Origin of the sequence: Pseudomonas sp. NS1(2017), assembly GCF_002269425.1 — a bacterium.
GTDB classification, from domain to species: Bacteria; Pseudomonadota; Gammaproteobacteria; order Pseudomonadales; family Pseudomonadaceae; genus Aquipseudomonas; species Aquipseudomonas reactans.
Map to the genome: position 1 here is coordinate 6,628,633 of NZ_CP022960.1, position 23,011 is coordinate 6,651,643.

At 59.4% G+C, this 23,011-nt stretch carries 20 protein-coding genes and 1 pseudogene; 11 read left to right on the forward strand and 10 right to left on the reverse strand.

Annotated features, from left to right (window positions below; genetic code table 11):
* Positions 1 to 8: 8 nt before the first annotated feature.
* The 3 genes from CI807_RS30895 to secA all read right to left on the reverse strand — a co-directional run bounded on the left by CI807_RS30895 (position 9) and on the right by secA (position 5,044).
* Positions 9 to 953: a Nudix family hydrolase gene (locus CI807_RS30895; protein ID WP_095017443.1), complete on the reverse strand. Its 945-nt coding sequence runs from the start codon at positions 951 to 953 to the stop codon at positions 9 to 11.
* Between the two features lie 13 nt (positions 954 to 966).
* Entirely contained in the window at positions 967 to 2,184 is a 1,218-nt protein-coding gene (argJ, locus tag CI807_RS30900) for a bifunctional glutamate N-acetyltransferase/amino-acid acetyltransferase ArgJ (RefSeq protein ID WP_095017444.1), read from the reverse strand.
* A gap of 124 nt (positions 2,185 to 2,308) precedes the next feature.
* Positions 2,309 to 5,044, reverse strand: coding sequence for a preprotein translocase subunit SecA (gene secA / locus CI807_RS30905; protein ID WP_095017445.1), 2,736 nt, complete (start codon positions 5,042 to 5,044; stop codon positions 2,309 to 2,311).
* 305 nt (positions 5,045 to 5,349) lie between these two features.
* Here secA and CI807_RS30910 point away from each other — a divergent pair, with 305 nt between their 5' ends.
* Positions 5,350 to 5,805: a DUF721 domain-containing protein gene (locus CI807_RS30910; RefSeq protein WP_095017446.1), complete on the forward strand. Its 456-nt coding sequence runs from the start codon at positions 5,350 to 5,352 to the stop codon at positions 5,803 to 5,805.
* A 4-nt stretch (positions 5,806 to 5,809) separates the two neighbouring features.
* On the opposite strand, the gene CI807_RS30915 is transcribed toward CI807_RS30910, so the two are convergent.
* Positions 5,810 to 7,288: a helicase HerA-like domain-containing protein gene (locus tag CI807_RS30915; RefSeq protein ID WP_095017643.1), complete on the reverse strand. Its 1,479-nt coding sequence runs from the start codon at positions 7,286 to 7,288 to the stop codon at positions 5,810 to 5,812.
* A 204-nt stretch (positions 7,289 to 7,492) separates the two neighbouring features.
* On the opposite strand from CI807_RS30915, the pseudogene CI807_RS32235 reads away from it, so the two are divergent.
* Positions 7,493 to 8,524: pseudogene (locus tag CI807_RS32235) on the forward strand (cache and HAMP domain-containing protein); the annotation flags it as partial.
* 93 nt (positions 8,525 to 8,617) lie between these two features.
* Complete coding sequence (locus CI807_RS32240) at positions 8,618 to 9,382, forward strand: methyl-accepting chemotaxis protein (RefSeq protein ID WP_370590840.1); 765 nt, start codon at positions 8,618 to 8,620, stop codon at positions 9,380 to 9,382.
* On the opposite strand, the gene CI807_RS31545 is transcribed toward CI807_RS32240, so the two are convergent.
* Positions 9,383 to 9,553: a hypothetical protein gene (locus tag CI807_RS31545; RefSeq protein ID WP_016975469.1), complete on the reverse strand. Its 171-nt coding sequence runs from the start codon at positions 9,551 to 9,553 to the stop codon at positions 9,383 to 9,385.
* A gap of 85 nt (positions 9,554 to 9,638) precedes the next feature.
* Entirely contained in the window at positions 9,639 to 10,487 is an 849-nt protein-coding gene (gene purU, locus CI807_RS30925) for a formyltetrahydrofolate deformylase (protein WP_010208067.1), read from the reverse strand.
* 350 nt (positions 10,488 to 10,837) lie between these two features.
* Between purU and mvaT the strand changes: the two genes are divergently transcribed.
* Positions 10,838 to 11,212 carry a histone-like nucleoid-structuring protein MvaT gene (gene mvaT / locus CI807_RS30930; RefSeq protein WP_095017448.1) on the forward strand — a complete coding sequence of 125 codons (375 nt, stop codon included), beginning with the start codon at positions 10,838 to 10,840 and terminating at the stop codon, positions 11,210 to 11,212.
* Between the two features lie 89 nt (positions 11,213 to 11,301).
* Here mvaT and sbcB read toward each other — a convergent pair whose 3' ends face one another.
* Positions 11,302 to 12,729, reverse strand: a complete 1,428-nt coding sequence (gene sbcB, locus CI807_RS30935) for an exodeoxyribonuclease I (protein WP_095017449.1) — start codon at positions 12,727 to 12,729, stop codon at positions 11,302 to 11,304.
* Between the two features lie 169 nt (positions 12,730 to 12,898).
* Here sbcB and CI807_RS30940 point away from each other — a divergent pair, with 169 nt between their 5' ends.
* Genes CI807_RS30940 through CI807_RS30965 form a run of 6 tightly spaced genes read left to right on the forward strand, consistent with a single transcriptional unit; the run spans position 12,899 to position 19,581 of the window.
* A complete protein-coding gene (locus tag CI807_RS30940; protein WP_095017450.1) occupies positions 12,899 to 13,591 on the forward strand; it encodes an RDD family protein in 693 nt (230 codons plus the stop codon).
* On the forward strand, positions 13,588 to 14,568 hold the full coding sequence (locus CI807_RS30945) for a stage II sporulation protein M (protein ID WP_095017644.1): 981 nt from the start codon (positions 13,588 to 13,590) through the stop codon (positions 14,566 to 14,568). Before CI807_RS30940 ends, CI807_RS30945 begins: the two co-directional genes overlap by 4 nt.
* Complete coding sequence (locus CI807_RS30950; RefSeq protein WP_095017451.1) at positions 14,555 to 16,084, forward strand: DUF4129 domain-containing protein; 1,530 nt, start codon at positions 14,555 to 14,557, stop codon at positions 16,082 to 16,084. Before CI807_RS30945 ends, CI807_RS30950 begins: the two co-directional genes overlap by 14 nt.
* On the forward strand, positions 16,081 to 17,250 hold the full coding sequence (locus tag CI807_RS30955; RefSeq protein WP_095017452.1) for a DUF4350 domain-containing protein: 1,170 nt from the start codon (positions 16,081 to 16,083) through the stop codon (positions 17,248 to 17,250). The genes CI807_RS30950 and CI807_RS30955 overlap by 4 nt, the downstream gene beginning before the upstream one ends.
* The gene (locus tag CI807_RS30960) at positions 17,247 to 18,242 is read left to right on the forward strand and encodes a MoxR family ATPase (protein WP_095017453.1); all 996 of its coding nucleotides are present in this window, start codon (positions 17,247 to 17,249) and stop codon (positions 18,240 to 18,242) included. Before CI807_RS30955 ends, CI807_RS30960 begins: the two co-directional genes overlap by 4 nt.
* A gap of 7 nt (positions 18,243 to 18,249) precedes the next feature.
* Entirely contained in the window at positions 18,250 to 19,581 is a 1,332-nt protein-coding gene (locus CI807_RS30965; protein WP_095017454.1) for a DUF58 domain-containing protein, read from the forward strand.
* 24 nt (positions 19,582 to 19,605) lie between these two features.
* Here CI807_RS30965 and CI807_RS30970 read toward each other — a convergent pair whose 3' ends face one another.
* Entirely contained in the window at positions 19,606 to 19,965 is a 360-nt protein-coding gene (locus CI807_RS30970) for a PilZ domain-containing protein (protein WP_095017455.1), read from the reverse strand.
* Between the two features lie 225 nt (positions 19,966 to 20,190).
* A complete protein-coding gene (locus tag CI807_RS30975) occupies positions 20,191 to 20,565 on the reverse strand; it encodes a hypothetical protein (RefSeq protein ID WP_016975478.1) in 375 nt (124 codons plus the stop codon).
* 173 nt (positions 20,566 to 20,738) lie between these two features.
* Between CI807_RS30975 and pyk the strand changes: the two genes are divergently transcribed.
* Positions 20,739 to 22,190, forward strand: a complete 1,452-nt coding sequence (pyk, locus tag CI807_RS30980) for a pyruvate kinase (RefSeq protein WP_078050031.1) — start codon at positions 20,739 to 20,741, stop codon at positions 22,188 to 22,190.
* A gap of 56 nt (positions 22,191 to 22,246) precedes the next feature.
* Here pyk and CI807_RS30985 read toward each other — a convergent pair whose 3' ends face one another.
* On the reverse strand, positions 22,247 to 22,996 hold the full coding sequence (locus CI807_RS30985) for an enoyl-CoA hydratase-related protein (RefSeq protein WP_095017456.1): 750 nt from the start codon (positions 22,994 to 22,996) through the stop codon (positions 22,247 to 22,249).
* Positions 22,997 to 23,011: the final 15 nt, after the last annotated feature.

Here is a 23,011-nt window from a genome sequence, read left to right on the forward strand (position 1 = left end):
CTGCTGCTTCAGACTTCAGGCCAGAATGCCCTAATACCTGCAACACCCTGAGCCCCAGCGTCCCAAGCCTGCTCTCGCTCGGCGGGCCCAACCCCGCCCAGCAGAAATACGGGCTTGCTGAACCCACGGATCAACTCTGCCGCCTGCTCCCATCCCAGTGGCTGCGCATCGGGGTGAGTCTGGGTCGGCTGCACCGGCGACAGTGTGACGAAATCCACGTCCATCATTTCTGCCAGTGCCAACTCTTCTGCGTTGTGGCAAGACGCCGCCAACCAACGATCTTTAGGAAGCGGTCGACCTTTGCTCGCGTATTTACGCAGTTGCGCCGAGGTCATGTGCCAACCGGCCGAAGGAAAATCCCCCAGCCACTCGAACGGCCCCTTGAGCATCAACTGGGCCTTACCCGCGCACAGGCCCACTGCATCCACGGCCAGGTCACGGTACTTGGGGTCGTAGCCGTTGGGCGCACGCAGTTGCACCAGCTTGATGCCGCCGGCTATAGCTTTCTGGATACCCCGCAGTAACGTCGGGGTTTCCAGTTCGCCAGGGGTGATCAAATACTCAGCCGGCAAACGCGCCGCCGCAATGATTGGCGCATTAGCCGCCGGGAACTCATAGTTGAGCAGGTCCCGAGGTGCCACCCATTCCAACGGTTGTCCCTCGACTCCGTGCGGCTCGCCGGTAAACGCCGAGACTTCCCAGACATCCAGCAACACCTGTTTGTCCGGGTAATCATGCTGCACCTTGATCAGCGGCCGCGCAGTGGTGACCTGGATGCCCAGCTCTTCCTGCAATTCGCGGGACAGTGCGGTTTCAACCGACTCATCGGCCTCCACCTTGCCGCCGGGAAACTCCCAGAGGCCGCCCTGATGTTGGGTATCGGCGCGGCGCGCCAGCAGGATCCTGCCGTCGACACCGCGGATCACCGCTGCTGCTACATGCACTCGTTTCACCGCGCTTATCCTCTTAGGTACGGTATTCCGCGTTGATCTTCACGTACTCGTGGGACAGGTCGGTGGTCCAGATGGTTTCGCTGCACGCGCCGCGACCCAGCTCGATGCGAATGGTGATTTCTTCCTGCTGCATCACCGCCGAGCCCTGGGCTTCGGTGTAGGACTCAGCGCGGGCGCCACGGCTGGCGATGCACACGTCGCCGAGGAACACGTCGATCTTGCTCACGTCCAGGTCCGGCACGCCGGCACGGCCCACAGCGGCGAGGATACGGCCCCAGTTCGGGTCAGAGGCGAACAGCGCCGTCTTGATCAGCGGCGAATGCGCCACGGTGTAACCCACATCCAGGCATTCCTGATGATTGCCGCCGCCATTCACTTCAACAGTAACAAACTTGGTGGCGCCCTCGCCGTCACGCACGATGGCCTGGGCCACGTCCATGCACACGTCGAACACCGCCTGCTTCAACGCCGCGAACAACGGGCCGCTGGCCTCGGTGATTTCCGGCAGGTTGGCCTGGCCGGTGGCGATCAGCATGCAGCAGTCGTTGGTCGAGGTGTCGCCATCGATGGTGATGCGGTTGAAGGACTTGTTGGCGCCGTCCAGGATCAGGCTGTGCAGCACGTCGCGGGAGACTTTGGCGTCGGTGGCGATGTAGCCGAGCATGGTGGCCATGTTCGGACGGATCATGCCCGCGCCCTTGCTGATACCGGTCACGGTGACGGTCACGCCATCGTGCACGAACTGGCGGCTGGCGCCCTTGGGCAGGGTGTCAGTGGTCATGATGCCGGTTGCTGCTGCGGCCCAGTTATCCACAGACAGATCGTCCAGCGCGGCTTGCAATGCACCTTCGATTTTCTCGACAGGCAGCGGCTCACCGATCACGCCGGTGGAATACGGCAGCACTTGGCTGGCGTCCACGCCGGTCAGCTGGGCCAGCTTGGCGCAGGTGCGTGCAGCCGCCACCAGGCCTGGCTCGCCGGTACCGGCGTTGGCATTGCCGGTGTTGGTCAGCAGGTAACGGATCGTGCCGGCAACGCGTTGCTTGGCCAGGATCACCGGCGCGGCGCAGAACGCATTGAGGGTGAACACACCGGCGACGGTCGAGCCTTCGGCACAGCGCATCACCACCACATCCTTGCGCCCCGGGCGCTTGATGCCGGCCGAAGCGATACCGAGCTCAAAACCGGCAACCGGGTGCAATGTGGGCAAAGGACCAAGACCAACAGCCATGAATGCGCTCCTTATAAATCAGATAATGTCTGTACCGTCGTGAGCGACGGCGAAATTAATGGCAAAACGCCGCGACGGCAGAGGCCGGTCGCGGCGCAGGGTGTAGCAGCGTCAGGCAAAAATCTTATTCGATCTGGCCGTGGCAGTGTTTGAACTTCTTGCCCGAGCCGCAGTAGCACAGCTCGTTGCGGCCCAGCTTCTGGTCATTGCGAACCGGGGTTTGAGCCAGGGCCACGTCGACCTCTTCGCCCAATACCTCAGGCGCTTCCAGGCCCGGTGCTTCGTCATGCTGGAACTGCATGCGCGCAGCCAGAGCCTCGGCTTCTTGACGCAGGCGGGCTTCTTCCTCGATCGGGTCTTCGCGACGCACCTGAACGTGGGAGAGCACGCGAATCGAATCGCGCTTGATCGAATCCAGCAGTTCGGAGAACAGCGTGAACGACTCGCGCTTGTACTCCTGTTTCGGGTTCTTCTGGGCGTAGCCACGCAGGTGGATGCCGTGACGCAGGTGATCCATGGTCGACAGGTGGTCTTTCCACAGATCGTCCAGCACGCGCAGTACGATTTGCTTCTCGAAGGTGCGCAGTGCTTCGGCACTCGCCTGCTCTTCTTTCTCGTTGTACGCGGCCAGCAGCTCGTTCATCAGCTTCTCGCGCAGCGTTTCTTCGTACAGGTGGTCGTCTTCGTCCAGCCACTGCTGTACCGGCAAGTCCACACCGAAGTCGCTCTTCAAAGCGGCTTCCAGACCGGCAACATCCCACTGCTCTGGCAGAGACTGTGGCGGAATGTGTGCGCTGACGGTGGCGTTGAGTACATCCTGACGGAAATCAGCGATGGTCTCGCCAATGTTGTCGGCAGCCAGCAACGTGTTACGCATGTGATAGATCACTTTACGCTGTTCGTTGTTGACGTCATCGAACTCGAGCAGTTGCTTACGAATGTCGAAGTTGCGGCCTTCAACCTTACGCTGGGCCTTCTCGATGGCGTTGGTCACCATGCGGTGCTCGATCGCTTCGCCGGACTGCATCCCTAAGGCCTTCATGAAGTTCTTCACGCGGTCCGAGGCGAAGATGCGCATCAGGCTGTCTTCCAGGGACAGGTAGAAGCGGCTGGAGCCGGCGTCACCCTGGCGACCGGCACGACCACGCAACTGGTTGTCGATACGGCGCGATTCGTGACGCTCGGACGCGATCACCTGCAGGCCACCGGATTCCAGCACGGCCTGGTGGCGCTTCTGCCAGTCCGCCTTGATCTGGGCAATCTGCTCAGGACTCGGGTTTTCCAGCGCCGCGACTTCCACTTCCCAGTTACCGCCCAACAGGATGTCGGTACCACGACCGGCCATGTTGGTCGCGATGGTCAGTGCGCCTGGGCGGCCGGCCTGGGCAATGATCTCGGCTTCTTTTTCGTGGAACTTGGCGTTGAGGACCTTGTGCTCGATGCCTTCCTTGTTGAGCAGGTTCGATACGTGCTCGGAAGTCTCGATGGTGGCGGTACCCACTAGGATCGGGCGACCCTGGGCCATGCCGTCCTTGATGTCGTTGATGATTGCCGCGTATTTCTCTTCGGCCGTCAGGAACACCAGGTCGTTGAAGTCTTTACGCGCCAAAGGCTTGTTCGGCGGAATGACCATCACGGCCAGGTTGTAGATCTGGTGGAATTCGAACGCTTCGGTGTCGGCCGTACCGGTCATGCCGGACAGTTTGTTGTACAGACGGAAGTAGTTCTGGAAGGTGGTGGACGCCAACGTCTGGCTTTCAGCCTGAATGTTGAGGTGTTCCTTGGCTTCGATGGCCTGGTGCAGGCCTTCGGACAGACGGCGACCCGGCATGGTACGGCCGGTGTGTTCGTCAACCAGCACGACCTGGCCGTCCTGCACGATGTATTCGACGTTGCGATGGAACAGCTTGTGGGCGCGCAGGCCGGCATACACATGGGTCAACAGGCCCAGGTTGTGTGCCGAGTACAGGCTTTCACCCTCGGCCAGCTCGCCGATCTGGGTCAGCATTTCTTCGACGAACTGGTGACCGGCTTCGTTGAGTTCGACCTGGCGGGTCTTCTCGTCGATGCTGAAGTGACCTTCTTTGGTCACCACGCCTTCCACTTCCTCGATGTGCTGCTCCAGACGCGGAATCAACTTGTTGATTTCGGTGTACAGGCGCGAGCTGTCTTCGGCCTGGCCGGAGATGATCAGTGGGGTACGGGCTTCGTCGATGAGGATGGAGTCGACTTCGTCGATCACGGCAAAGTTGAGTTCGCGCTGGAATTTTTCATCCATGCTGAACGCCATGTTGTCGCGCAGGTAGTCGAAACCGAATTCGTTGTTGGTGCCGTAGGTAATGTCGCAAGCATAGGCTGCGCGCTTCTCTTCCGGCGGCTGGAACGGCGTTACCACGCCGACGGTCAGGCCGAGGAACTCATACAGCGGGCGCATCCAGTTGGCGTCCCGGCGGGCCAGGTAGTCGTTCACTGTCACAACATGCACGCCCTTGCCGGACAATGCGTTGAGGTAAACGCCCAGGGTTGCCACCAGGGTCTTGCCTTCACCGGTACGCATTTCGGCAATCATGCCTTCATGCAAGGTCATGCCGCCGATCAACTGGACGTCGAAGTGGCGCATGCCCATGACACGCTTACCGGCTTCACGGGCGACCGCAAAGGCTTCGGGCAGCAGTTTGTCGAGGGTTTCACCTTTGGCTATGCGGGCCTTGAACTCTTGGGTCTTGGCGCGCAATTGCTCGTCCGAAAGGGCAACCATCTGCTCTTCGAAGGCATTGACCAGCTGCACCGTCTTGAGCATGCGTTTGACTTCGCGCTCATTCTTGCTTCCAAAAAGTTTCTTTAACAAAGGCGCAAACATATCGGCAGGTTCTTCCACACATAGGGATGGAGGGCGCACCGTGAGTGGCCCGAGCAGCCCTCACGGCCGCATGCGAACGCGCATTCTACCCGGATTCGTGGGTGAGGAAAGTGGCGTTGTTCCCCGATGCTGGCATGGTGCTGTGAGAGGGCTTGTTTAAAATAAGGGCTTTTGCTGGAACTTCAACCCATGGAGCGCAGAAGTTACCAATTGATTTCATGAGCAAAACCCCACGGATGCATTGCCTGGGGCCGTACAGGCGCGTTCTGCTAAGATGGCGGCTCTGTTACTTAAGGTGTCCAATAATGGCATTTCGCCCCTTATCAGCCCGCGCTCCCGGCGTGTTGCTTCGCGATGCCAAGCCGCTGAAAGCCATCTTCGGCCATGCGCAACGGTTGGGCCGCCTGCAACGGCTGCTCGAGACGCAGCTGCAACCGGCAGCGCGCGAACACTGCCGCGTGGCGTCCTGGCGTGAAGGCAACCTGCTGCTTATTGTCACAGATGGCCACTGGGCGACACGTTTGCGCTATCAGCAAAAACGCCTGCAGCGCCAATTGATGGCCTTTGATGAATTCGCCGGCTTGACGCGCATCCAGTTCAAGGTGCAACCGCCCACCACCCGACCTGGCGTGGCAGAGCATGTTCACGATCTGTCGCCCAATGCCGCCGAAACCATTCAGGCAACGGCCGACGGCATCAGCAACCCAGGTTTGCGCGCGGCGCTTGAACGTCTGGCGGCCCACGCCAAGCCCAAGCCCTGAATCGCTATTTGCGCTTGCTGCCGCCCAATAACGACCCCAACAAGCCACGCACCAGTTGCCGCCCCATCTGATTGGCGGCTTGCTGCATCGCGGACTTCAGCGCCTTGCCTGCGGTCGTGCCGAGAAACGCCCCGGCCTTGTCGGTGAAACTGGGTTCCTCGGCGGCCGGCTTGGCCTCTTCGGTTGGCCCAAGCTCTTTACGCGCCATCAGCACCTCATACGCGGATTCCCGATCAATCGGTTTGTCATACCGACCCAGCAACGGCGAACTGGCCACCAAGGCTGCCCGTTCGGCTGCGCTGAGCGGCCCTATCCGCGATTGCGGCGGTGCGACCAGGACGCGCTGGACGACTTCCGGCGTCCCCTTTTCCTGCAGCGCCCCCACCAAAGCCTCACCCGTGCCCAACTCGGTCAAGACCGAAAGGGCATCAAAAGCCGGGTTTGGCCGAAAACCATCGGCTACGGCGCGCAAGGACTTCTGCTCCTTGGTCGTAAACGCCCGCAGACCATGCTGGATACGCAGGCCGAGCTGGGCCAGCACGCTGTCCGGCAAATCGCCTGGGGATTGGGTGACGAAATACACGCCAACCCCTTTGGAGCGGATCAACCGCACCACCTGCTCCAGACGTTCCTGCAACGCCTTCGGCGTATCGGCGAACAGTAAATGCGCCTCATCGAAAAACAGTGCGAGCAGCGGTTTGTCGGCGTCACCACGTTCAGGCAGTTGCTCGAACAACTCCGCCAACAACCACAGCAGGAAAGTTGCGTACACCTTCGGCGCCTCATGCACCAAGCGGCTGGCGTCCAGCAGATGGATGCGACCACGCCCGTCAGCGGTGGGCTGCAGGATATCTTCCAACTGCAGGGCCGGTTCACCAAACAAGGCCTCAGCGCCCTGCTGCTCCAGCACTGCCAGGCGCCGCAACAGTGCCTGGCTGGAACCAGTGGTCATCAGCGCCGCGTCTTCGCCCAGCAACTCCGGGTGATAGCGCAGATGATTGAGCAGTGCCTTGAGGTCCTTGAGATCGAGCAACAATAAGCCTTCGCGATCGGCCACCTTGAACGCCGCGTAAAGCGCCGACTGCTGGCTGTCGGTGAGTTCCAGCAAACTACCGAGCAACAATGGGCCCATTTCGCTGATGGTGGTGCGCAATGGGTGACCGGACTGCCCGTGGATATCCCACAGCGTGACCGGATAAGCCTTGGCCGTGTAATTGAGGAAAGACATGCCGGCGATGCGCTCGACGACCTTGCCCTGCGGGTTCGCCGCAGCGCCCAGGCCGCACAGGTCGCCCTTGATGTCCGCGGCAAACACCGCCACACCGGCATCACTGAAGGCTTCGGCCAGGCGTTGCAGCGTGACAGTCTTGCCGGTACCGGTGGCGCCAGCGATCAACCCGTGACGGTTGGCCAGGCGCATGGCCTGGGCGATGGGCTGGCCGTCGAGGCCGGCGCCGATTAGCAGTTGCGAGGAGTCAGGCATTTCGTCACCCATGGTTAATCTTTAGTGCGGCCAGGTCGATACAGAGCAGTGTGAGACCCACAAAGTCTAAAAATAGGTCAGATAGTTCCCACAGGGACCACCGGAACCATCACAAGAAGTATCACACCTTTTTTGACGCTGCCATTTTGCGCCTCCCATAAGGACGCGCTTCGGATATTAAGACCTTAGCGGACCCTACAAGCCATGAATAAAAATCTGCGCTTCAGCCACAAAATCCTGCTTGCAGCCTCCCTTATCGTCATTGCCGCATTCGCGCTGTTTACTCTCTACAACGACTACCTGCAACGCAACGCGATACGCGACGATCTCAACAACTACCTGCACGAAATGGGCGATGTCACCGCCAGCAACATTCAAACCTGGCTTAACGGGCGTATAGCCCTGGTGGAAAACGCCGCACAAAACATCGCCATCAACCCCGAGCCGTCCGCGGTTGCTGGCCTGCTGGAACAGAAAACCCTGACGTCTTCCTTCATGGCGACCTACGTCGGCGACAGCAAAGGCGCCTTTACCATCCGCCCAGACACCAAGATGCCAGACGGTTTCGACCCGCGTGTCCGCCCTTGGTACAAGGGCGCCCAGAGCAGCAACGGTTCAACCCTGACCGAGCCGTATATTGATGCGGCCACCGGCAAGTTGATCATTTCCGTTGCCACTCCCAGCACCCAAGGCACCCAGAGCATTGGTGTGGTCGGTGGGGACCTGAGCCTGCAAACCCTGGTGGATAACATCGGCGCGCTGAACTTCGGCGGCATGGGTTACGCGTTCCTGGTCAGCGCCGACGGCAAAGTATTGGTACATCCGGACAAAAATCTGGTGATGAAGACCCTGGCCGACGTGTATCCGAAAAATACGCCGAAGATCAGCGCCGACTTCAGCGAAGTCGAGGCCAACGGCAAAGACAACATCGTGACTTTTACACCGATCAAGGGCCTGCCCTCGGTGAACTGGTACCTCGGTATTTCAGTCGATAAAGACAAATCCTTCGCCATGCTCAGCGAGTTCCGCACCTCAGCGGTCATCGCCACGCTCATTGCGGTGGTGATCATCATTGCCCTGCTCGGCATGCTGATCCGTATCTTGTTGCAACCGCTGCATGTAATGACCCGTGCCATGCAGGACATCGCCGATGGCGAGGGCGACCTGACCCGCCGCCTGACGATCCAGAATAATGATGAATTCGGCATGCTGGGTAACGCCTTCAACCGCTTCGTGGAGCGTATTCATACGTCGATCCGCGAAGTGTCTTCGGCCACCGAACAGGTCAACGAGGTGGCACTGCGGGTGGTCAGTGCCTCCAACTCGTCGATGGTCAATTCCGATGAGCAGGCCAACCGCACCAACAGCGTCGCCGCCGCCATCAATGAACTGGGCGCTGCGGCCCAGGAAATCGCGCGCAATGCAGCGCAGGCCTCCCATCAGGCCAGCGATGCACGGCATCTGGCTGAGGATGGCCAGCAGGTGGTGGAACGCAACATCAAGGCGATGAACCAGTTGTCGTCGATGATCAGCGCCTCCAGCAGCAACATCGAAGCGCTCAATAGCAAGACGGTGAACATCGGCCAGATTCTTGAAGTGATCACCAGTATTTCCCAGCAAACCAACCTGCTGGCATTGAACGCCGCCATCGAAGCGGCGCGTGCTGGGGAAGCCGGGCGTGGGTTTGCGGTGGTCGCGGATGAAGTCCGCAACCTGGCGCATCGCACTCAGGAATCGGCGCAACAGGTGCAGAAGATGATCGAAGAACTGCAAGTCGGCGCGCGGGACTCGGTCAGCACCATGGGTGAAAGCCAGCGACATAGCCTTGAAAGTGTCGACATCGCTAACCTGGCCGGCGAACGCCTGAACAGCGTGACCCAACGCATCGGCGAAATTGATGGCATGAACCAGTCCGTCGCCACTGCCACAGAAGAACAGACCTCAGTGGTGGAGTCGATCAACATGGACATTACCGAGATCAACACCCTCAATCAGGAAGGTGTGGAAAACCTGCAATCTACACTGCGTGCTTGTGCCGACCTGGAACAACAGGCGGCACGTTTGAAACAATTGGTTGGCAGTTTCCGGATCTGATCAGGCGTCCTTGGTCTCGGACTTGGCCCGCTCCTGCTCCCACAGTTCGGCGGCACCGGGAAATTCGGTACCGTCCTCGCTGCTCAGGTCATCCGGGTCGTATCGACTCAAACAGCCCTCCCCTAATGTGGCGGGGGCTTTTGAAGTGGCTTTGTCCAGCGGATCACTCATGACTCAATCCTCGGCAGCATAAAGAAAAAGGGCCTGGGACGATTTAACGCCCAGGCCCTTCATTCTTCAATCACAACAAGTTCGATCAAAACACGACGGTCTTGTTGCCGTGCACCAGCACGCGGTCTTCCAAGTGGTAACGCAGGCCACGGGCCAGCACCATCTTCTCGACATCACGACCGAAACGCACCATGTCTTCAATGCTGTCGCTGTGGCTGACACGCACCACGTCCTGCTCGATGATCGGGCCGGCGTCCAGTTCTTCGGTGACGTAGTGGCAAGTAGCACCAATCAACTTCACGCCACGCAGGGACGCCTGGTGGTAAGGCTTGGCGCCGACGAACGACGGCAAGAAGCTGTGGTGAATGTTGATCACCTTGCCGGCATATTCGCGGCACAGTTCCGGCGGCAGGATCTGCATGTAGCGCGCCAGCACCACCACGTCGGCTTCGTGCTGCTTGACCAGGCGCGAGACCTCGGCGAACGCCGGCTCCTTGTCCTGCGGGTTGACCGGCACGTGGTAATACGGGATGCCATGCCACTCGACCATACTGCGCAGGTCATCATGGTTGGAGATCACACACGCGATCTCGCAGTCCAACTCATCGCTGTGCCAGCGATGCAGCAAGTCGGCCAGGCAATGGGATTCACGGCTGGCCATCAACACCACGCGCTTTTTCTGCTCGGTGTCGGTGATATGCCAGGTCATCGAAAACTCTTCGGCGATCGGCGCAAATGCGTCGCGGAAGGCATCAAGACCAAAAGGCAGCGAATCGGCACGAATCTCGTGACGCATGAAGAACCAACCGCTGAGATTGTCCGAGTGATGACTCGCCTCGGTGATCCAACCGTTGTGGGAGGCCAGAAAGTTACTGACCTTGGCAACGATGCCAACCCGGTCCGGGCAAGCAATCACCAGCCGAAAAGTGCGCATTAGGGGGAAACTCCAGAACTTCGCAAAGGCCGCCATTCTAGCGATTGCGCAGGAAAACTGCAGTATTCGTTGACGCTTATTCTGATCGCCGGCCGACGGCTTGTCCCTTAATAGCCTATGGTTTTACCACCTTTATATGAATTTAGTACGTCACCCTATGGCTGTTTCACGTATTTCAGGGGAATTATCTTAAGGCCTACGCCCTAGTAATTAACTCGAATGCATAGCAATGCTACAAACATTCAAAGTAATTCACATAAATGCGCGCTTAAATGTTTACTTGGGCAAACTGCCTGACTATTATTGGGCCACTGTCCCTGTCAATCAGCGCTCTACATAAGGTAGTCCACATGTCTCTGATCAACGAATACCGTGCCACCGAAGAAGCTATCAAAGAGCTGCAAGCCCGTTTGAAGAACCTGTCCCAAGACGACAAACTGCAAACCGAGCTGGAATTCGAAGGCAAACTGCGCGCCCTGATGGGTGAGTACTCCAAATCCCTGCGTGACATCATCGCGCTGCTGGATCCAGACTCGAAAGTTAAAGCACCGCGTGGCGCCGTGAAAACTACCGGCACCAAACGTGCTCGCAAAGTCAAACAGTACAAAAACCCGCACAACGGCGAAGTGATTGAAACCAAGGGTGGCAACCACAAAACCTTGAAAGAGTGGAAAGCCAAGTGGGGCGGTGACGTGGTTGAAGGCTGGGCAACCCTGCTGGGCTAAGCCTCGCCAGGCTTACGCCTGATACGCGACACATTAAAAACGCCAGCTTGCTGGCGTTTTTTATTGCCTGTGTAGTGTGTGAAGACCGATTACAGGTTCACCTTGCCGGCCAATGAGTCGGCATATTCCTGCCATTGCTCAAGCACCTCGGCCTGAAAGGGCGTCGCACTATCGGCAAATTCTTGTTTAGCCTGTTTAAATGCCGCAAGGGTATTCGGCGCGCCCCACTCCGGGTCCGTCAAACGTTGCTGACAGAAAAGCTGCCAGCGTTGTTGCTCCTCACTGTTCAAGGTATCGGGGAAGTTACGCGCTCGGTAGCGAAACAATAATTCAGGCAGCCGATGATCATCAAAAGGCCATTGCTGGCGAGCTAATTGTGCGGGCTCGGCCATCCGGACTTGTTCACATAAACGTCGATCACGATCTCCGATAAAACCATCGTATAGCTGTTGCTCCGGGTCTGAACTCGGCGCGAAATCTTCCTCGGCATAAATAGCCGCCAACTTATCGCGCCAACACTCCTGTGCGTCGGTTAGCCGCAGGGCACGCACCTGATAAAGATTCATGTCCAAGTGCAGACGCTCACGATCTTCTGCCCGAAGCACATTCAAGGGCGCAACCACAGGGCAGCGGTTGATGTGCACCAACTTGAGCGGCACCGGCAACTCGCCCTCGGCAAGATCGTCATGCCGGGTGTAGAGGCGCTGGCGCAAGGTATCGGCATCCAGGTCCAGCAAACCTTGAGGGTCGAGACCGAGATCGCAAACGATCAGTGCGTTGCGATTGCGCGGGTGCCATGCCAGCGGTAGCACAACCCCCAGGTAGTGACGCTCGGCGGAAAAACGCCCGGAGATATGCACCATGGGTTGCAGCAAACGCACCTGGTCCATCACGCGCTGCTTGCTACGTAGCTGAAACAGCCATTCGTACAGCTTGGGCTGTTTCTCACGCACCCTTCGCGCTAGCGCAATCGTGGCACGTACGTCGGACAATGCATCGTGAGCCTGGCCATGGTCGATACCGTTGGCTTCGGTCAGGCGCTCCAGCTTGAGCGTGACACGCCCATCCTGTTGCGGCCATTCAAGGCCTTCCGGGCGCAGCGCGTAAGCGGTGCGAATTACGTCGATCAGATCCCAGCGACTGTTGCCGCCCTGCCACTCACGCGCGTAAGGATCGAAGAAATTGCGGTACAGGCTGTAGCGCGTCATCTCATCGTCAAACCGCAAGGTGTTGTACCCAGCGCCACACGTACCCGGCGCGGCCAGCTCAGCATGCACCCGAGTCATGAAGTCGGCCTCGGCCAGGCCTTTTTCCGCGAGGATTGCGGGAGTGATGCCGGTAATTGCGCAGGCGATGGGATGGGGCAGGATATCGTCGCTGGGCTGGCAATAAAGATTGACCGGTTCGCCGATCTCATTGAGTTCGTGGTCCGTCCGAATGCCGGCTACTTGAAGCGGGCGATCACTGCGCGGATTGATGCCGGTGGTTTCATAGTCGTACCAGAAAATGGAGGTCACGGGCTATTCCTGTACTGAAGATCGACAAAGTCTAGGCGCTTGACCGCATCTACGGCCAGCATCAATTAAACTGTACAAACATCCAGCAAAACCTTGAGTGGTTGCTTCCATCGCCGACACTGCTAGCATCCGTATCTCCCAGCCACTCTCTGCACTGCCAAGGATCGCGATGCCGTCAGCCCCATTGGACACCCGCTACCAGATCGAGACACCGGAAGGCATCGACCTGCCGTTGCGCCCCGCCGGTCTCGTGCCGCGCGTGCTGGCCTTTGCCTTCGACCTGGGGTTGCGCGCAGTGGTCATGGGCGTTCTGCTGGTGCCATTGGCCATGCTTGGCAACGTCGGAATCGGCCTGGGCTCGCTGCTGCTGTTCCTGATCAGTTGGTGGTACATGGTGCTGTTCGAAGTACTCAACCAGGGATGCTCACCTGGCAAACAGGTCATGGGGTTACGGGTGGTACACGATGACGGCACACCGATCGGCTGGGCCGCGTCACTGATCCGCAATTTGCTGCGGTTTGTCGACATGCTGCCATTCGGTTACTTTCTTGGCGCGATCAGTTGCCTGCAGCATCCTCACTTCAAACGCCTGGGCGACCTGGCCGCCGGCACACTGGTGATCTACCGGGAACAACCGCTTCTGCGTCCCCAGATTCCTCAAGCTGCCGCCCTACGCTTGCCCTTCGCTCTGGATTTGAGCGAACAACGGGCCATCCTTGGCTTTGCGGAACGCCAGGGTGAACTTTCCACGGAGCGCGTTCACGAGTTGGCTTCGATTCTCGCCACGCCCTTGCAGGTATCCCCGGCCCGCGCCGTGGAACAACTCAACGGCGTGGCCCGTGGCCTGTTGGGGCCGACATGAAGCAGAGTCTTTTCGAAAGCCGTCACCAGCCTCAATGGCAGGCCTTTGCCCAATACCTGCAACAATTGGAGCAAGGCAAGGTTAAAGCCAGTGACATGGCCGATTTCCCCCATCAGTACCGACGCCTTTGCCAGCACCTGGCATTGGCCCAGGAACGCGGCTACAGCAGCTACCTGGTAGATCCATTGCAACAACTGGCCTTGCGAGGTCATCAACAGCTCTACCGTCACCGCAGTCAATTGACGGCAAAAGTGCTGGGGTTCGTGCTCGCCGATTTCCCACGGTTAGTGCGGGAACAGTGGCGTTTTGTAATGATCGCCAGCCTGTTGTTCTTTGGCAGCCTCGTGGGTATCGCGCTGCTGGTCTACCTGTTTCCCGACCTGATCTACAGCATCGTCAGTCCCCAGCAGGTTGCCGAGATGCAAGGCATGTATGACCCCGATGCCAGCCGCCTGGGCCGCACCGCTGAGCGTGCATCGAGCGAAGACTGGATGATGTTCGGCTACTACGTGATGCACAACATCGGTATCGCGTTCCAGACGTTTGCCGCCGGTTTGCTGTTCGGCCTGGGCAGCGTGTTCTTTCTGATATTCAACGGCCTGATCATCGGTGCGGTCTCCGGCCATCTGACCGAGATCGGCTACGGCCAGACCTTCTGGTCATTCGTCATCGGGCATGGTGCGTTCGAACTGACGGCCATCGCCCTTGCCGGTGCCTCCGGCTTGCAGCTGGGCTGGGCACTTATCGCTCCCGGGCAACTGGCCCGTGGCGAATCATTGCGGCGGGCGGCACGCAAGAGTGTGCAAATGTTATGCGGAGTCATGCTCTTCCTGTTGATCGCAGCCTTCATCGAAGCGTACTGGTCATCCACCACCCTGATAGCCCCCTGGGTCAAGTACCTGGTTGGCGCGGCACTATGGCTTCTGGTAGCCGCTTACCTGAGCCTTGCCGGAAGGATTCGCCATGCGCCTGAGTGATGCCAGCGTGGTCATCCGCCCGCGTACTGCCTGGGAGGCGATGGATCTTGGCGTGTTGATGGCCCGTGAGCACCGCCTGCTCTTGATGAGCAGTTGGGCGTTGGTGACTCTGCCAGTGTTCGCCGTGCTCACGGCACTGCTGTGGAAGTACCCGTCCACCGCGATTTTCCTGTTCTGGTGGCTCAAGCCAGCCTTTGATCGCTTGCCGCTGTATATCCTGTCCAAGGCGTTGTTTGGCGAAACGCCCAGCATCAAGCAGGCCGTTCGCCAGTGGCCGCGACTGCTCAAAGGCCAGCTGTTGGCCAGCCTGACCTGGCGGCGACTCAGCATGAGCCGCAGCTTTGTGATGCCGGTGAGCCAACTTGAAGGCCTGGATGGCCCCGCTCGCCAAAAACGCCTGGGTGTGCTGCAGCAACGTAATGCCGGGGCCGCGCGCTGGCTAACCACTGTGGGTGTACACCTGGAGATTGGTTTGTGGTTTGGCTGTATGGCACTGTTCTATCTGTTCGTTCCGCAAAACGTCGAAATGGACTGGGACTGGCAACGCCTGGCAACGGCGACGAGCTCGGAAGGGCTTTGGCTGGAACACTTGAGCAACGCTTTCTACGCCTTGATCCTCGTGTTTTGGGAACCTATCTATGTGGCCTGCGGTTTCAGCCTCTACCTGAATCGCCGCACCGTATTGGAGGCCTGGGACCTGGAGTTGGTCTTCCGCCGTCTTCGTCAGCGTCTGAGCAACGTGGCGCCGTTGCTATTGCTGATGATCGGGCTGACGCTGCTGCCATTCAGTGCACCGGTCATGGCAGAAGCATCCGGTCCGTCAAAACCACTGGACACCCAGAGCGCGCGCCAATCAGTCCAATCGCTACTGGACAAGCTCCCCTTCAAGAATCCTGAAACCGTCACGCGGTATCGCTTTGGCGAAGACAAGCCGCCTGTTAAAAACAAGACTCAGCGCGACGGCAAACTTCCGGACTGGCTCAAGGCATTGCTGGACAACCTCAACAGCAAGACCTTCAAGCACATCGCACAAGGCTTGGAGGTGCTGTTGTGGGGACTCCTGATCGGCGTCCTGTTCATGCTGGTGTGGCGTTATCGTGAGTGGTTGCGCACCTTTGTCAGCCGACGCGGGCCACGCAGGCCCCGAGATGTCGAACCTGCACCCACGCAATTGTTCGGCCTTGAATTGGGCACCGAAACGTTGCCTGACGACGTTGCCAGCGCCGCCGAACACCTGTGGGCCACCCAACCAAGGGAAGCCCTTGGCTTACTCTATCGAGGCCTGCTCAACCGACTGTTGCATGACTTCAATGTGCCGCTGAAAAGCGCCGATACCGAAGGTCAGGTCCTGGAGCGGGTTCACCTGTTACAACAACCGCAGCTCCTGGCTTTCAGCGATGAATTGACCCGGCACTGGCAGAACCTTGCTTACGGTCATCACCTGCCTCCCGCCTCAGCGCAACAACAGCTGTGCACTGAATGGCGCACCCTGTTCAACTCAGGTAGCCCCCCATGAACCGGCCATTAGTGTGGGTGGGACTACTGCTGGCGTGCCTGCTTGGAGCGGGTGGTTACTATGCATGGAGCAAGGCAATTCCCTACGACGAGGTGGTGGATCGTGGTCCATCTCCAGAAGCCCTGGCCAACCCCTACTTGGCGGCCGAACATTTTTTACGCCAACAAGGCCTCACGGTAGATCAGGCAAATCGCCTGGAGCGGATGATGACCCTGCCGGGCAAGGGCAACAGCCTGTTGCTGCTCGGCGAGCGCAGCAACATGTCACCGCGCCAGGTAGAGCAACTGCTGGCTTGGGCCAAATCCGGCGGCCATCTGCTGCTGGTGGCCGAGGCTTTGTGGGATGAAGAGACCGGCAGGAGTGGCGATCTGCTGCTCGATCGCTTGCATATCCGCCAGGTATTGAGCGACGAGCCTGAGGAGCCTGCGCCTCCCGGCAAAAAGCTTCTTGGAAAGAAGGCTCCCGACCTCACCAAACTCTACGTCGACAATGAAAACCCACCGGCGTACTTCAGTTTCGATACAGACTTCAACCTCACCGACCCCAAGCACCTGGCCCAGTTTTCTGCCAACAGCGCAAGATCGAGCCACCTGATGCAACTCGACCTCGGGAAAGGCCGCGTCACGGTGATCACCGACAGCGACCTGTGGAAAACCACGAACATAGGCAAGCACGACAATGCCTGGCTGCTGTGGTATCTAAACCAGGGCACAGCGGTGACCTTGTTGTTTAACAGTGACGTCGACGACCTGCTCACCTTGCTGATGCGGTACTTCCCCCAGGCCCTGGTTGCACTCACTTCGCTGATCGCCCTGGCATTGTGGCGGGCCGGCATGCGTCAAGGCCCAACCCGAGCGCCAGCCTCCACTGCTCGCCGCCAACTGCAGGAGCACCTGAAGGCCAGCGCCGATTTCCTGCTGCGCCGCAGTGGCCAGGGCACCCTGCTACGCGCCTTGCAGCGAGATATCCTGCGCGCGGCCCGGCACCGCCACCCCGGTTTTGAGCACCTCGACAATGCAGAACAGTGGCGGGTGCTTGAACACCTGACGCGCCAACCCCCTCACGTCATCAGCCAGGCCCTTGGCCCACGCTCGGCAAAACGGCTTTCCAGCGCCGACTTCAGCCGGCAGGTGGCACGCCTGCAAACCCTCAGGAATGCGCTATGAGTGATTTTCCAAGCACCACTGCCTTGCCCCGTGAAACCTTGCAACGTGCCAGCGGGCAAGCCCAAGCCCTGCGCACTGAATTGCGCAAAGCGGTGATTGGCCAGGACACGGTGATCGACGATGTCCTGACCGCGCTGATCGCCGGTGGGCATGTGCTACTCGAAGGTGTGCCAGGGCTGGGCAAAACCTTGCTGGTACGGGCACTGGCACGTTGTTTTGAAGGCGACTTCGCGCGCATCCAGTTCACCCCGGACCTGATGCCCAGCGATGTCACCGGCCACGCCGTATACGACCGGCACACCGAACAATTCAAGCTGCGCAAGGGGCCGGTATTTACCCATTTGTTGCTGGCCGACGAAATCAACCGAGCCCCGGCCAAGACCCAGGCCGCGTTGCTCGAAGCCATGCAGGAGCGGCAAGTCACCCTCGAAGGCGAGGCGCTGCCCATCGGCCAACCCTTCATGGTGCTGGCGACCCAGAACCCTATCGAACAGGAAGGCACTTATCCCCTGCCAGAAGCGGAGCTGGACCGCTTCATGCTCAAGGTGCGCATGGATTACCCCGATGCGCAGCAGGAAGTGGACATGGTGCGTGAAGTCACGCGTTCGTCTCGGGCCGACATGCTGGATGTACATCCCTTGCGCACGGTGCTGCAGGCCGAAGAGGTGCTGCAGCTTCAACAGATAGCCAGTGAACTGGCACTCGACGAACACGTACTCGACTATGCCGTACGGCTGGCGCGCGCCACCCGTAGCTGGCCCGGGCTGGCCATCGGCGCTGGCCCGCGGGCGTCCATCGACTTGGTACGCGGCGCGCGTGCCCGTGCCTTGTTGCGCGGTGGTGAGTTCGTCACCCCGGACGATATCAAGGGTTGCGCCCTGGCAGTACTGCGCCATCGGGTACGTATCGCGCCAGAGCTGGATATCGATGGGCTGGAAGTCGATCAGGTGCTCAAGCAACTGCTCGATCAGATCCCGGCGCCCCGGCAATGACGCGCCCATGAAACCGACCCGTCTACTGTTGAACTGGCTTGGCGTATTACTGGGCTTGAGCATCCTGCTGGGTACTGCGACGGCGTTGCAGTTCAACGTGCCCAAGACCTTGCACTCAATCGCGTGGGGGTTGCTGCTCGCACTGTTACTGCTCGCCCTGCTGGATGCGATGCGTCTGCGTAGCCGACCATCCCCCCGCGTTCAACGGCAAATGCCCGGAAGCCTGGCACTGGGCCGCTGGGGGGAAATACGCCTGGTTCTTGAACATGACTTCCCACAGCCGCTGAGCGTGCAGGTGTTCGATCATGTCCCTGACGGGCTGTCCGTAGAGCACATGCCCCAATCCATAGACCTGCGCCCCGGTGAACGCAGTGAGTTGGGTTATCGCCTTCGTCCGCTGCGGCGTGGTCATTTCAGTTTCAGCCGCTGTGAAACTCACCTGCCCAGCCCCATGGGCCTGTGGTCTGCACGACGGCTGATCGACGTGAGCGATACCACCCGCGTCTACCCGGACTTCGCCCGTCTGTACGGCGCCCAACTGCAGGGCGTGGACAACTGGCTGAGCCAACTGGGTGTACGCCAACGCCAGCGGCGCGGCTTGGGACTTGAATTTCACCAGTTGCGCGAGTTTCGCGAAGGGGACAGCCTGCGGCAGATCGACTGGAAGGCCACCGCCCGGCAACGTACACCCATCGCTCGGGAATATCAGGATGAGCGTGACCAACAGATCGTGTTCATGCTCGATTGTGGCCGCCGCATGCGCAGCCAGGATGACGAACTGTCCCATTTTGACCACGCCTTGAACGCCTGCCTGCTGCTCAGCTACGTCGCGTTGCGCCAGGGTGATGCGGTAGGGCTTTGCACCTTTGCCGGTGACCAGCCACGCTACCTGGCGCCGGTCAAAGGCAGTAGCCAGTTGAACCTGCTGCTCAACGCGGTATACGACCTTGATACCACGCGACGGAATGCCGACTATCAGGCTGCGGCAAGCCAACTGCTGGCTCGGCAGAAACGGCGCGCATTGGTGATCGTGATAACCAACCTGCGGGATGAGGATGATGAAACACTGCTGGCTGCCGTCAAGCGTATCAGCCGTCAACACAGGGTGCTGGTGGTCAGCCTGCGCGAGGAGGCCCTCGATCAACTGCGCCAAGCCCCCGTACAAACCTTGCCCGAAGCCTTGGCCTACAGCGGCACCATCGACTACCTGAACACCCGCAACGAACTGCATGACCGACTCAGCGCCCAAGGCCTGTCCCTATTGGACAGCTTGCCGTCTGAACTGGGACCGGCGTTGGTCACGCGCTACCTGGGGTGGAAGAAAGCCGGGGTGCTCTGAAAAAGGCCCGCTAACGCGCATTACCTAAGCCGAAGCCTGCAAAGGATCAAAGCTGAAGTAATGCAACAAGACGTTGATCAACTGCCCATATTCCTCAGGTGCCTGGAGCACCCTGAATCCGGAATCATAATGTTGCGGATTGATATCCTCATGACTCCATAGGCAGCTCGCCGTGAGATCAATGGGATGGAAGGTGCCGTCAGCCGCCGGAATCTTCAAACGCAGCTCAAAGTCCACGTCGATCATCATGGGCAGTTGACTGATCAACATCAGTCCGTCTTCCGAGACATTGCCCAAGAAGCCGATAGGCTTGTCGGTAAGACGATTAAATACTTGCAGGAAATAAGGTAGTTGATGCCGCTCGATCCGTCGGTCGGTAAACATGGTGATATCGCCATCCAGTGGCCATGAATGCGGCCGCGCCAGTGATTCGGAACGGGCAATATCGCCCGCTCTCCCTGGATCTCGGTGCGACAACAAGCAATTGCCTGCCGCTAGACAGCCACCCAGTCCGGGCCCCACATCCATGTGCATAGAAACTTATACAAATGAACATTCAAAGAATAGCCCAAGACTGGCAACGGGCCAGTTATTGAATGACGAATATCATCACAAAGAAGCGGGTCGCGGTTGCGCGACGCTTGCACCAGGGTAATGCCCCAGTTGTTGCAGGGTGTCGAGCCGCGCGCGGGCGCGGTAGGCGTACTCGCTCGAGGGGTATTGATTGATAATGAATTGGTAGGTTTGCACCGCGTCGACGAACAGCTTCTGCCGTTCCAGGCACTGGCCGCGCAACATCGAGACTTCCGGTTGCACATAACGTCGGCTGCGACTTTCACGGTCGACCTGGGACAATTCCAGGGTAACGCGCTCGCAGTCACCGACCTTGTAGGCGCGGTAGGCGTTGTTCAGATGGTGATCCATCGACCAGCGGGTGCAGCCGACAACACTGACGGCCAGGGCAGCAATGAGCAAAATTCGCATGAGGGTTCTCCTGTCTTGTGCAGTGTATCGACCCCTCGTCGAAAATCTTCAAGGATGTTCGTATTCAGCCGCAGCGAAAACAAGTCAATCATCGATAAGTAGTGCAAACGAACAATGACTACAACGAAAGAGCATAGTAGCCTTCCTCAGCGCTTGAACTCAGGAGTCTGTGCATGTCCGTCCGTCGTACCAAAATCGTCGCCACCCTTGGCCCGGCCAGCAACTCGCCGGAAGTCCTCGAACAGCTGATTCTGGCTGGTTTGGACGTTGCCCGTCTGAACTTCTCCCACGGCACCCCGGACGAGCACAAGGCTCGCGCCAAGCTGGTGCGTGACCTGGCCGCCAAGCACGGTCGCTTCGTCGCACTGCTGGGTGACCTGCAAGGCCCGAAAATCCGTATCGCCAAATTCACCAACAAGCGGATCGAGTTGAAGATCGGTGACACCTTCACCTTCTCTACCAGCCATCCGCTGACCGAAGGCAACCAGCAAGTCGTGGGTATCGACTACCCGGACCTGGTCAAGGACTGCGGCGTCGGCGACGAGCTTCTGCTGGATGATGGCCGCGTAGTAATGCGCGTCGAAACCGCGACCCCGACCGAACTGCACTGCGTCGTGCTGATCGGTGGTCCGCTGTCCGACCACAAAGGCATCAACCGTCGTGGGGGTGGCTTGACCGCACCGGCCCTGACGGAAAAAGACAAGGCCGACATCAAGCTCGCCGCCGAAATGGAAGTGGACTACCTCGCCGTGTCCTTCCCGCGCGACGCCGCCGACATGGAATACGCCCGTAAACTGCGCGACGAGGCCGGCGGCACCGCCTGGCTGGTGGCGAAGATCGAACGCGCCGAAGCCGTGGCCGATGACGAAACCCTCGACGGCCTGATCAAGGCTTCCGACGCGGTGATGGTTGCCCGTGGCGACCTGGGTGTGGAAATCGGTGACGCCGAACTGATCGGTATCCAGAAGAAGATCATCCTGCACGCTCGCCGCCACAACAAGGCAGTGATCGTGGCGACCCAGATGATGGAGTCGATGATCCAGAACCCGATGCCGACCCGCGCCGAAGTGTCCGACGTGGCCAACGCCGTGCTCGACTACACCGACGCTGTAATGCTCTCGGCTGAAAGTGCCGCCGGCCCGTACCCGCTGGAAGCCGTGCAAGCCATGGCACGTATCTGCCTCGGCGCTGAAAAGCACCCGACCAGCAAGACCTCCAGCCACCGTATCGGCAAAGAGTTCGAAAGCTGCGACCAGAGCATCGCCCTGGCGGCCATGTACACCGCGAACCACTTCCCCGGTGTGAAGGCGATCATCGCGCTGACCGAAAGTGGCTACACGCCATTGATCATGTCGCGCATCCGTTCCTCGGTGCCGATCTACGCGTTCACTCCGCACCGTGAAGCCCAGGCGCGCACCGCGCTGTTCCGTGGTGTGTACACCGTTCCGTTCGATCCGGCTTCGCTGGCACCGAACGAAGTCAGCCAGAAGGCGATCGACGAGCTGGTCAAGCGTGGCGTCGTAGAGAAAGGCGACTGGGTCATCCTGACCAAGGGCGACAGCTACCACACAACCGGTGGCACCAATGGCATGAAGATCCTGCACGTGGGCGACCCGCAGGTCTGAGTGACACGCTGAAAAACAAAAGCCCCGCCCTGTGAATGGCGGGGCTTTTTGCTTTCTCAGGACCGGTTGATAAACCCCGACAACGCCGCAATCGCTTCCGGCGACTTCAACCGCTGGACAAACAGCGCACCCTCTTCCTCAATTACCTGACGCAATTGCTCACGATCCACACTCTTCATGAGTTGCTTGGTCACCTGCACCGCCCCCGGTGCCAGGGTTTCGAAGCGCTCGGCCATTTCCCGCGCCTTGGCCAACGCCGCCTCGCCGCTACCCAGCGCCTCGGTGGCAATCCCCCAGGCTGCCGCCTGCTCGCCGGTAAAGCCCTCGCCCAGCAACAATAATTCCGCAGCCTTCGCGTGCCCCAACAACCTCGGCAGGATCAGGCTCGACCCAAACTCCGGGCACAGCCCCAGGTTGACGAATGGCATGCGCAACCGCGCATCCCGGCTGATGTATACGAGATCGCAATGCAGCAACAGGGTTGTCCCGATCCCGACCGCAACGCCCGCCACGGCGGCAATCACCGGTTTGCGGCAGTTGAGCAGGCTTTTCATGAAATAAAAGGGTGGGCTGTCGAGATCGCTGGGCGGTTGTTCGAGAAAATCGCCAATGTCGTTACCAGCAGTAAAACAGTCACTGCTGCCCTGGATCAGTACGCAGCGGATGTTCTCATCCGCATCAGCCTGCTCCAGTGCCTCGGCCAGTTGCGTGTACATGGCGCGGGTCAGGGCGTTTTTCTTGTCGGGGCGATTGAGCTGCAAGGTCAGCAACCCGCGTTCGCGGTGTTGCAGGATGGCATCGGTCATGGCGAATCTCGCGGC

Excerpts from the sequence above, each read along its gene's own strand:
- CI807_RS30960 (WP_095017453.1), top strand. The coding sequence starts at position 17,247 with ATGAGTGATTTTCCAAGCACCACTGCCTTGCCCCGTGAAACCTTGCAA.
- pyk (WP_078050031.1), top strand. The coding sequence starts at position 20,739 with ATGTCCGTCCGTCGTACCAAAATCGTCGCCACCCTTGGCCCGGCCAGC.
- CI807_RS31545 (WP_016975469.1), bottom strand. The coding sequence starts at position 9,553 with ATGAGTGATCCGCTGGACAAAGCCACTTCAAAAGCCCCCGCCACATTA.
- secA (WP_095017445.1), bottom strand. The coding sequence starts at position 5,044 with ATGTTTGCGCCTTTGTTAAAGAAACTTTTTGGAAGCAAGAATGAGCGC.
- argJ (WP_095017444.1), bottom strand. The coding sequence starts at position 2,184 with ATGGCTGTTGGTCTTGGTCCTTTGCCCACATTGCACCCGGTTGCCGGT.
- CI807_RS30955 (WP_095017452.1), top strand. The coding sequence starts at position 16,081 with ATGAACCGGCCATTAGTGTGGGTGGGACTACTGCTGGCGTGCCTGCTT.
- CI807_RS30945 (WP_095017644.1), top strand. The coding sequence starts at position 13,588 with ATGAAGCAGAGTCTTTTCGAAAGCCGTCACCAGCCTCAATGGCAGGCC.
- CI807_RS32240 (WP_370590840.1), top strand. The coding sequence starts at position 8,618 with ATGGTCAATTCCGATGAGCAGGCCAACCGCACCAACAGCGTCGCCGCC.
- CI807_RS30950 (WP_095017451.1), top strand. The coding sequence starts at position 14,555 with ATGCGCCTGAGTGATGCCAGCGTGGTCATCCGCCCGCGTACTGCCTGG.
- CI807_RS30940 (WP_095017450.1), top strand. The coding sequence starts at position 12,899 with ATGCCGTCAGCCCCATTGGACACCCGCTACCAGATCGAGACACCGGAA.
- CI807_RS30915 (WP_095017643.1), bottom strand. The coding sequence starts at position 7,288 with ATGCCTGACTCCTCGCAACTGCTAATCGGCGCCGGCCTCGACGGCCAG.
- CI807_RS30985 (WP_095017456.1), bottom strand. The coding sequence starts at position 22,996 with ATGACCGATGCCATCCTGCAACACCGCGAACGCGGGTTGCTGACCTTG.
- CI807_RS30970 (WP_095017455.1), bottom strand. The coding sequence starts at position 19,965 with ATGTTTACCGACCGACGGATCGAGCGGCATCAACTACCTTATTTCCTG.
- CI807_RS30910 (WP_095017446.1), top strand. The coding sequence starts at position 5,350 with ATGGCATTTCGCCCCTTATCAGCCCGCGCTCCCGGCGTGTTGCTTCGC.
- mvaT (WP_095017448.1), top strand. The coding sequence starts at position 10,838 with ATGTCTCTGATCAACGAATACCGTGCCACCGAAGAAGCTATCAAAGAG.
- CI807_RS30975 (WP_016975478.1), bottom strand. The coding sequence starts at position 20,565 with ATGCGAATTTTGCTCATTGCTGCCCTGGCCGTCAGTGTTGTCGGCTGC.
- purU (WP_010208067.1), bottom strand. The coding sequence starts at position 10,487 with ATGCGCACTTTTCGGCTGGTGATTGCTTGCCCGGACCGGGTTGGCATC.
- CI807_RS30965 (WP_095017454.1), top strand. The coding sequence starts at position 18,250 with ATGAAACCGACCCGTCTACTGTTGAACTGGCTTGGCGTATTACTGGGC.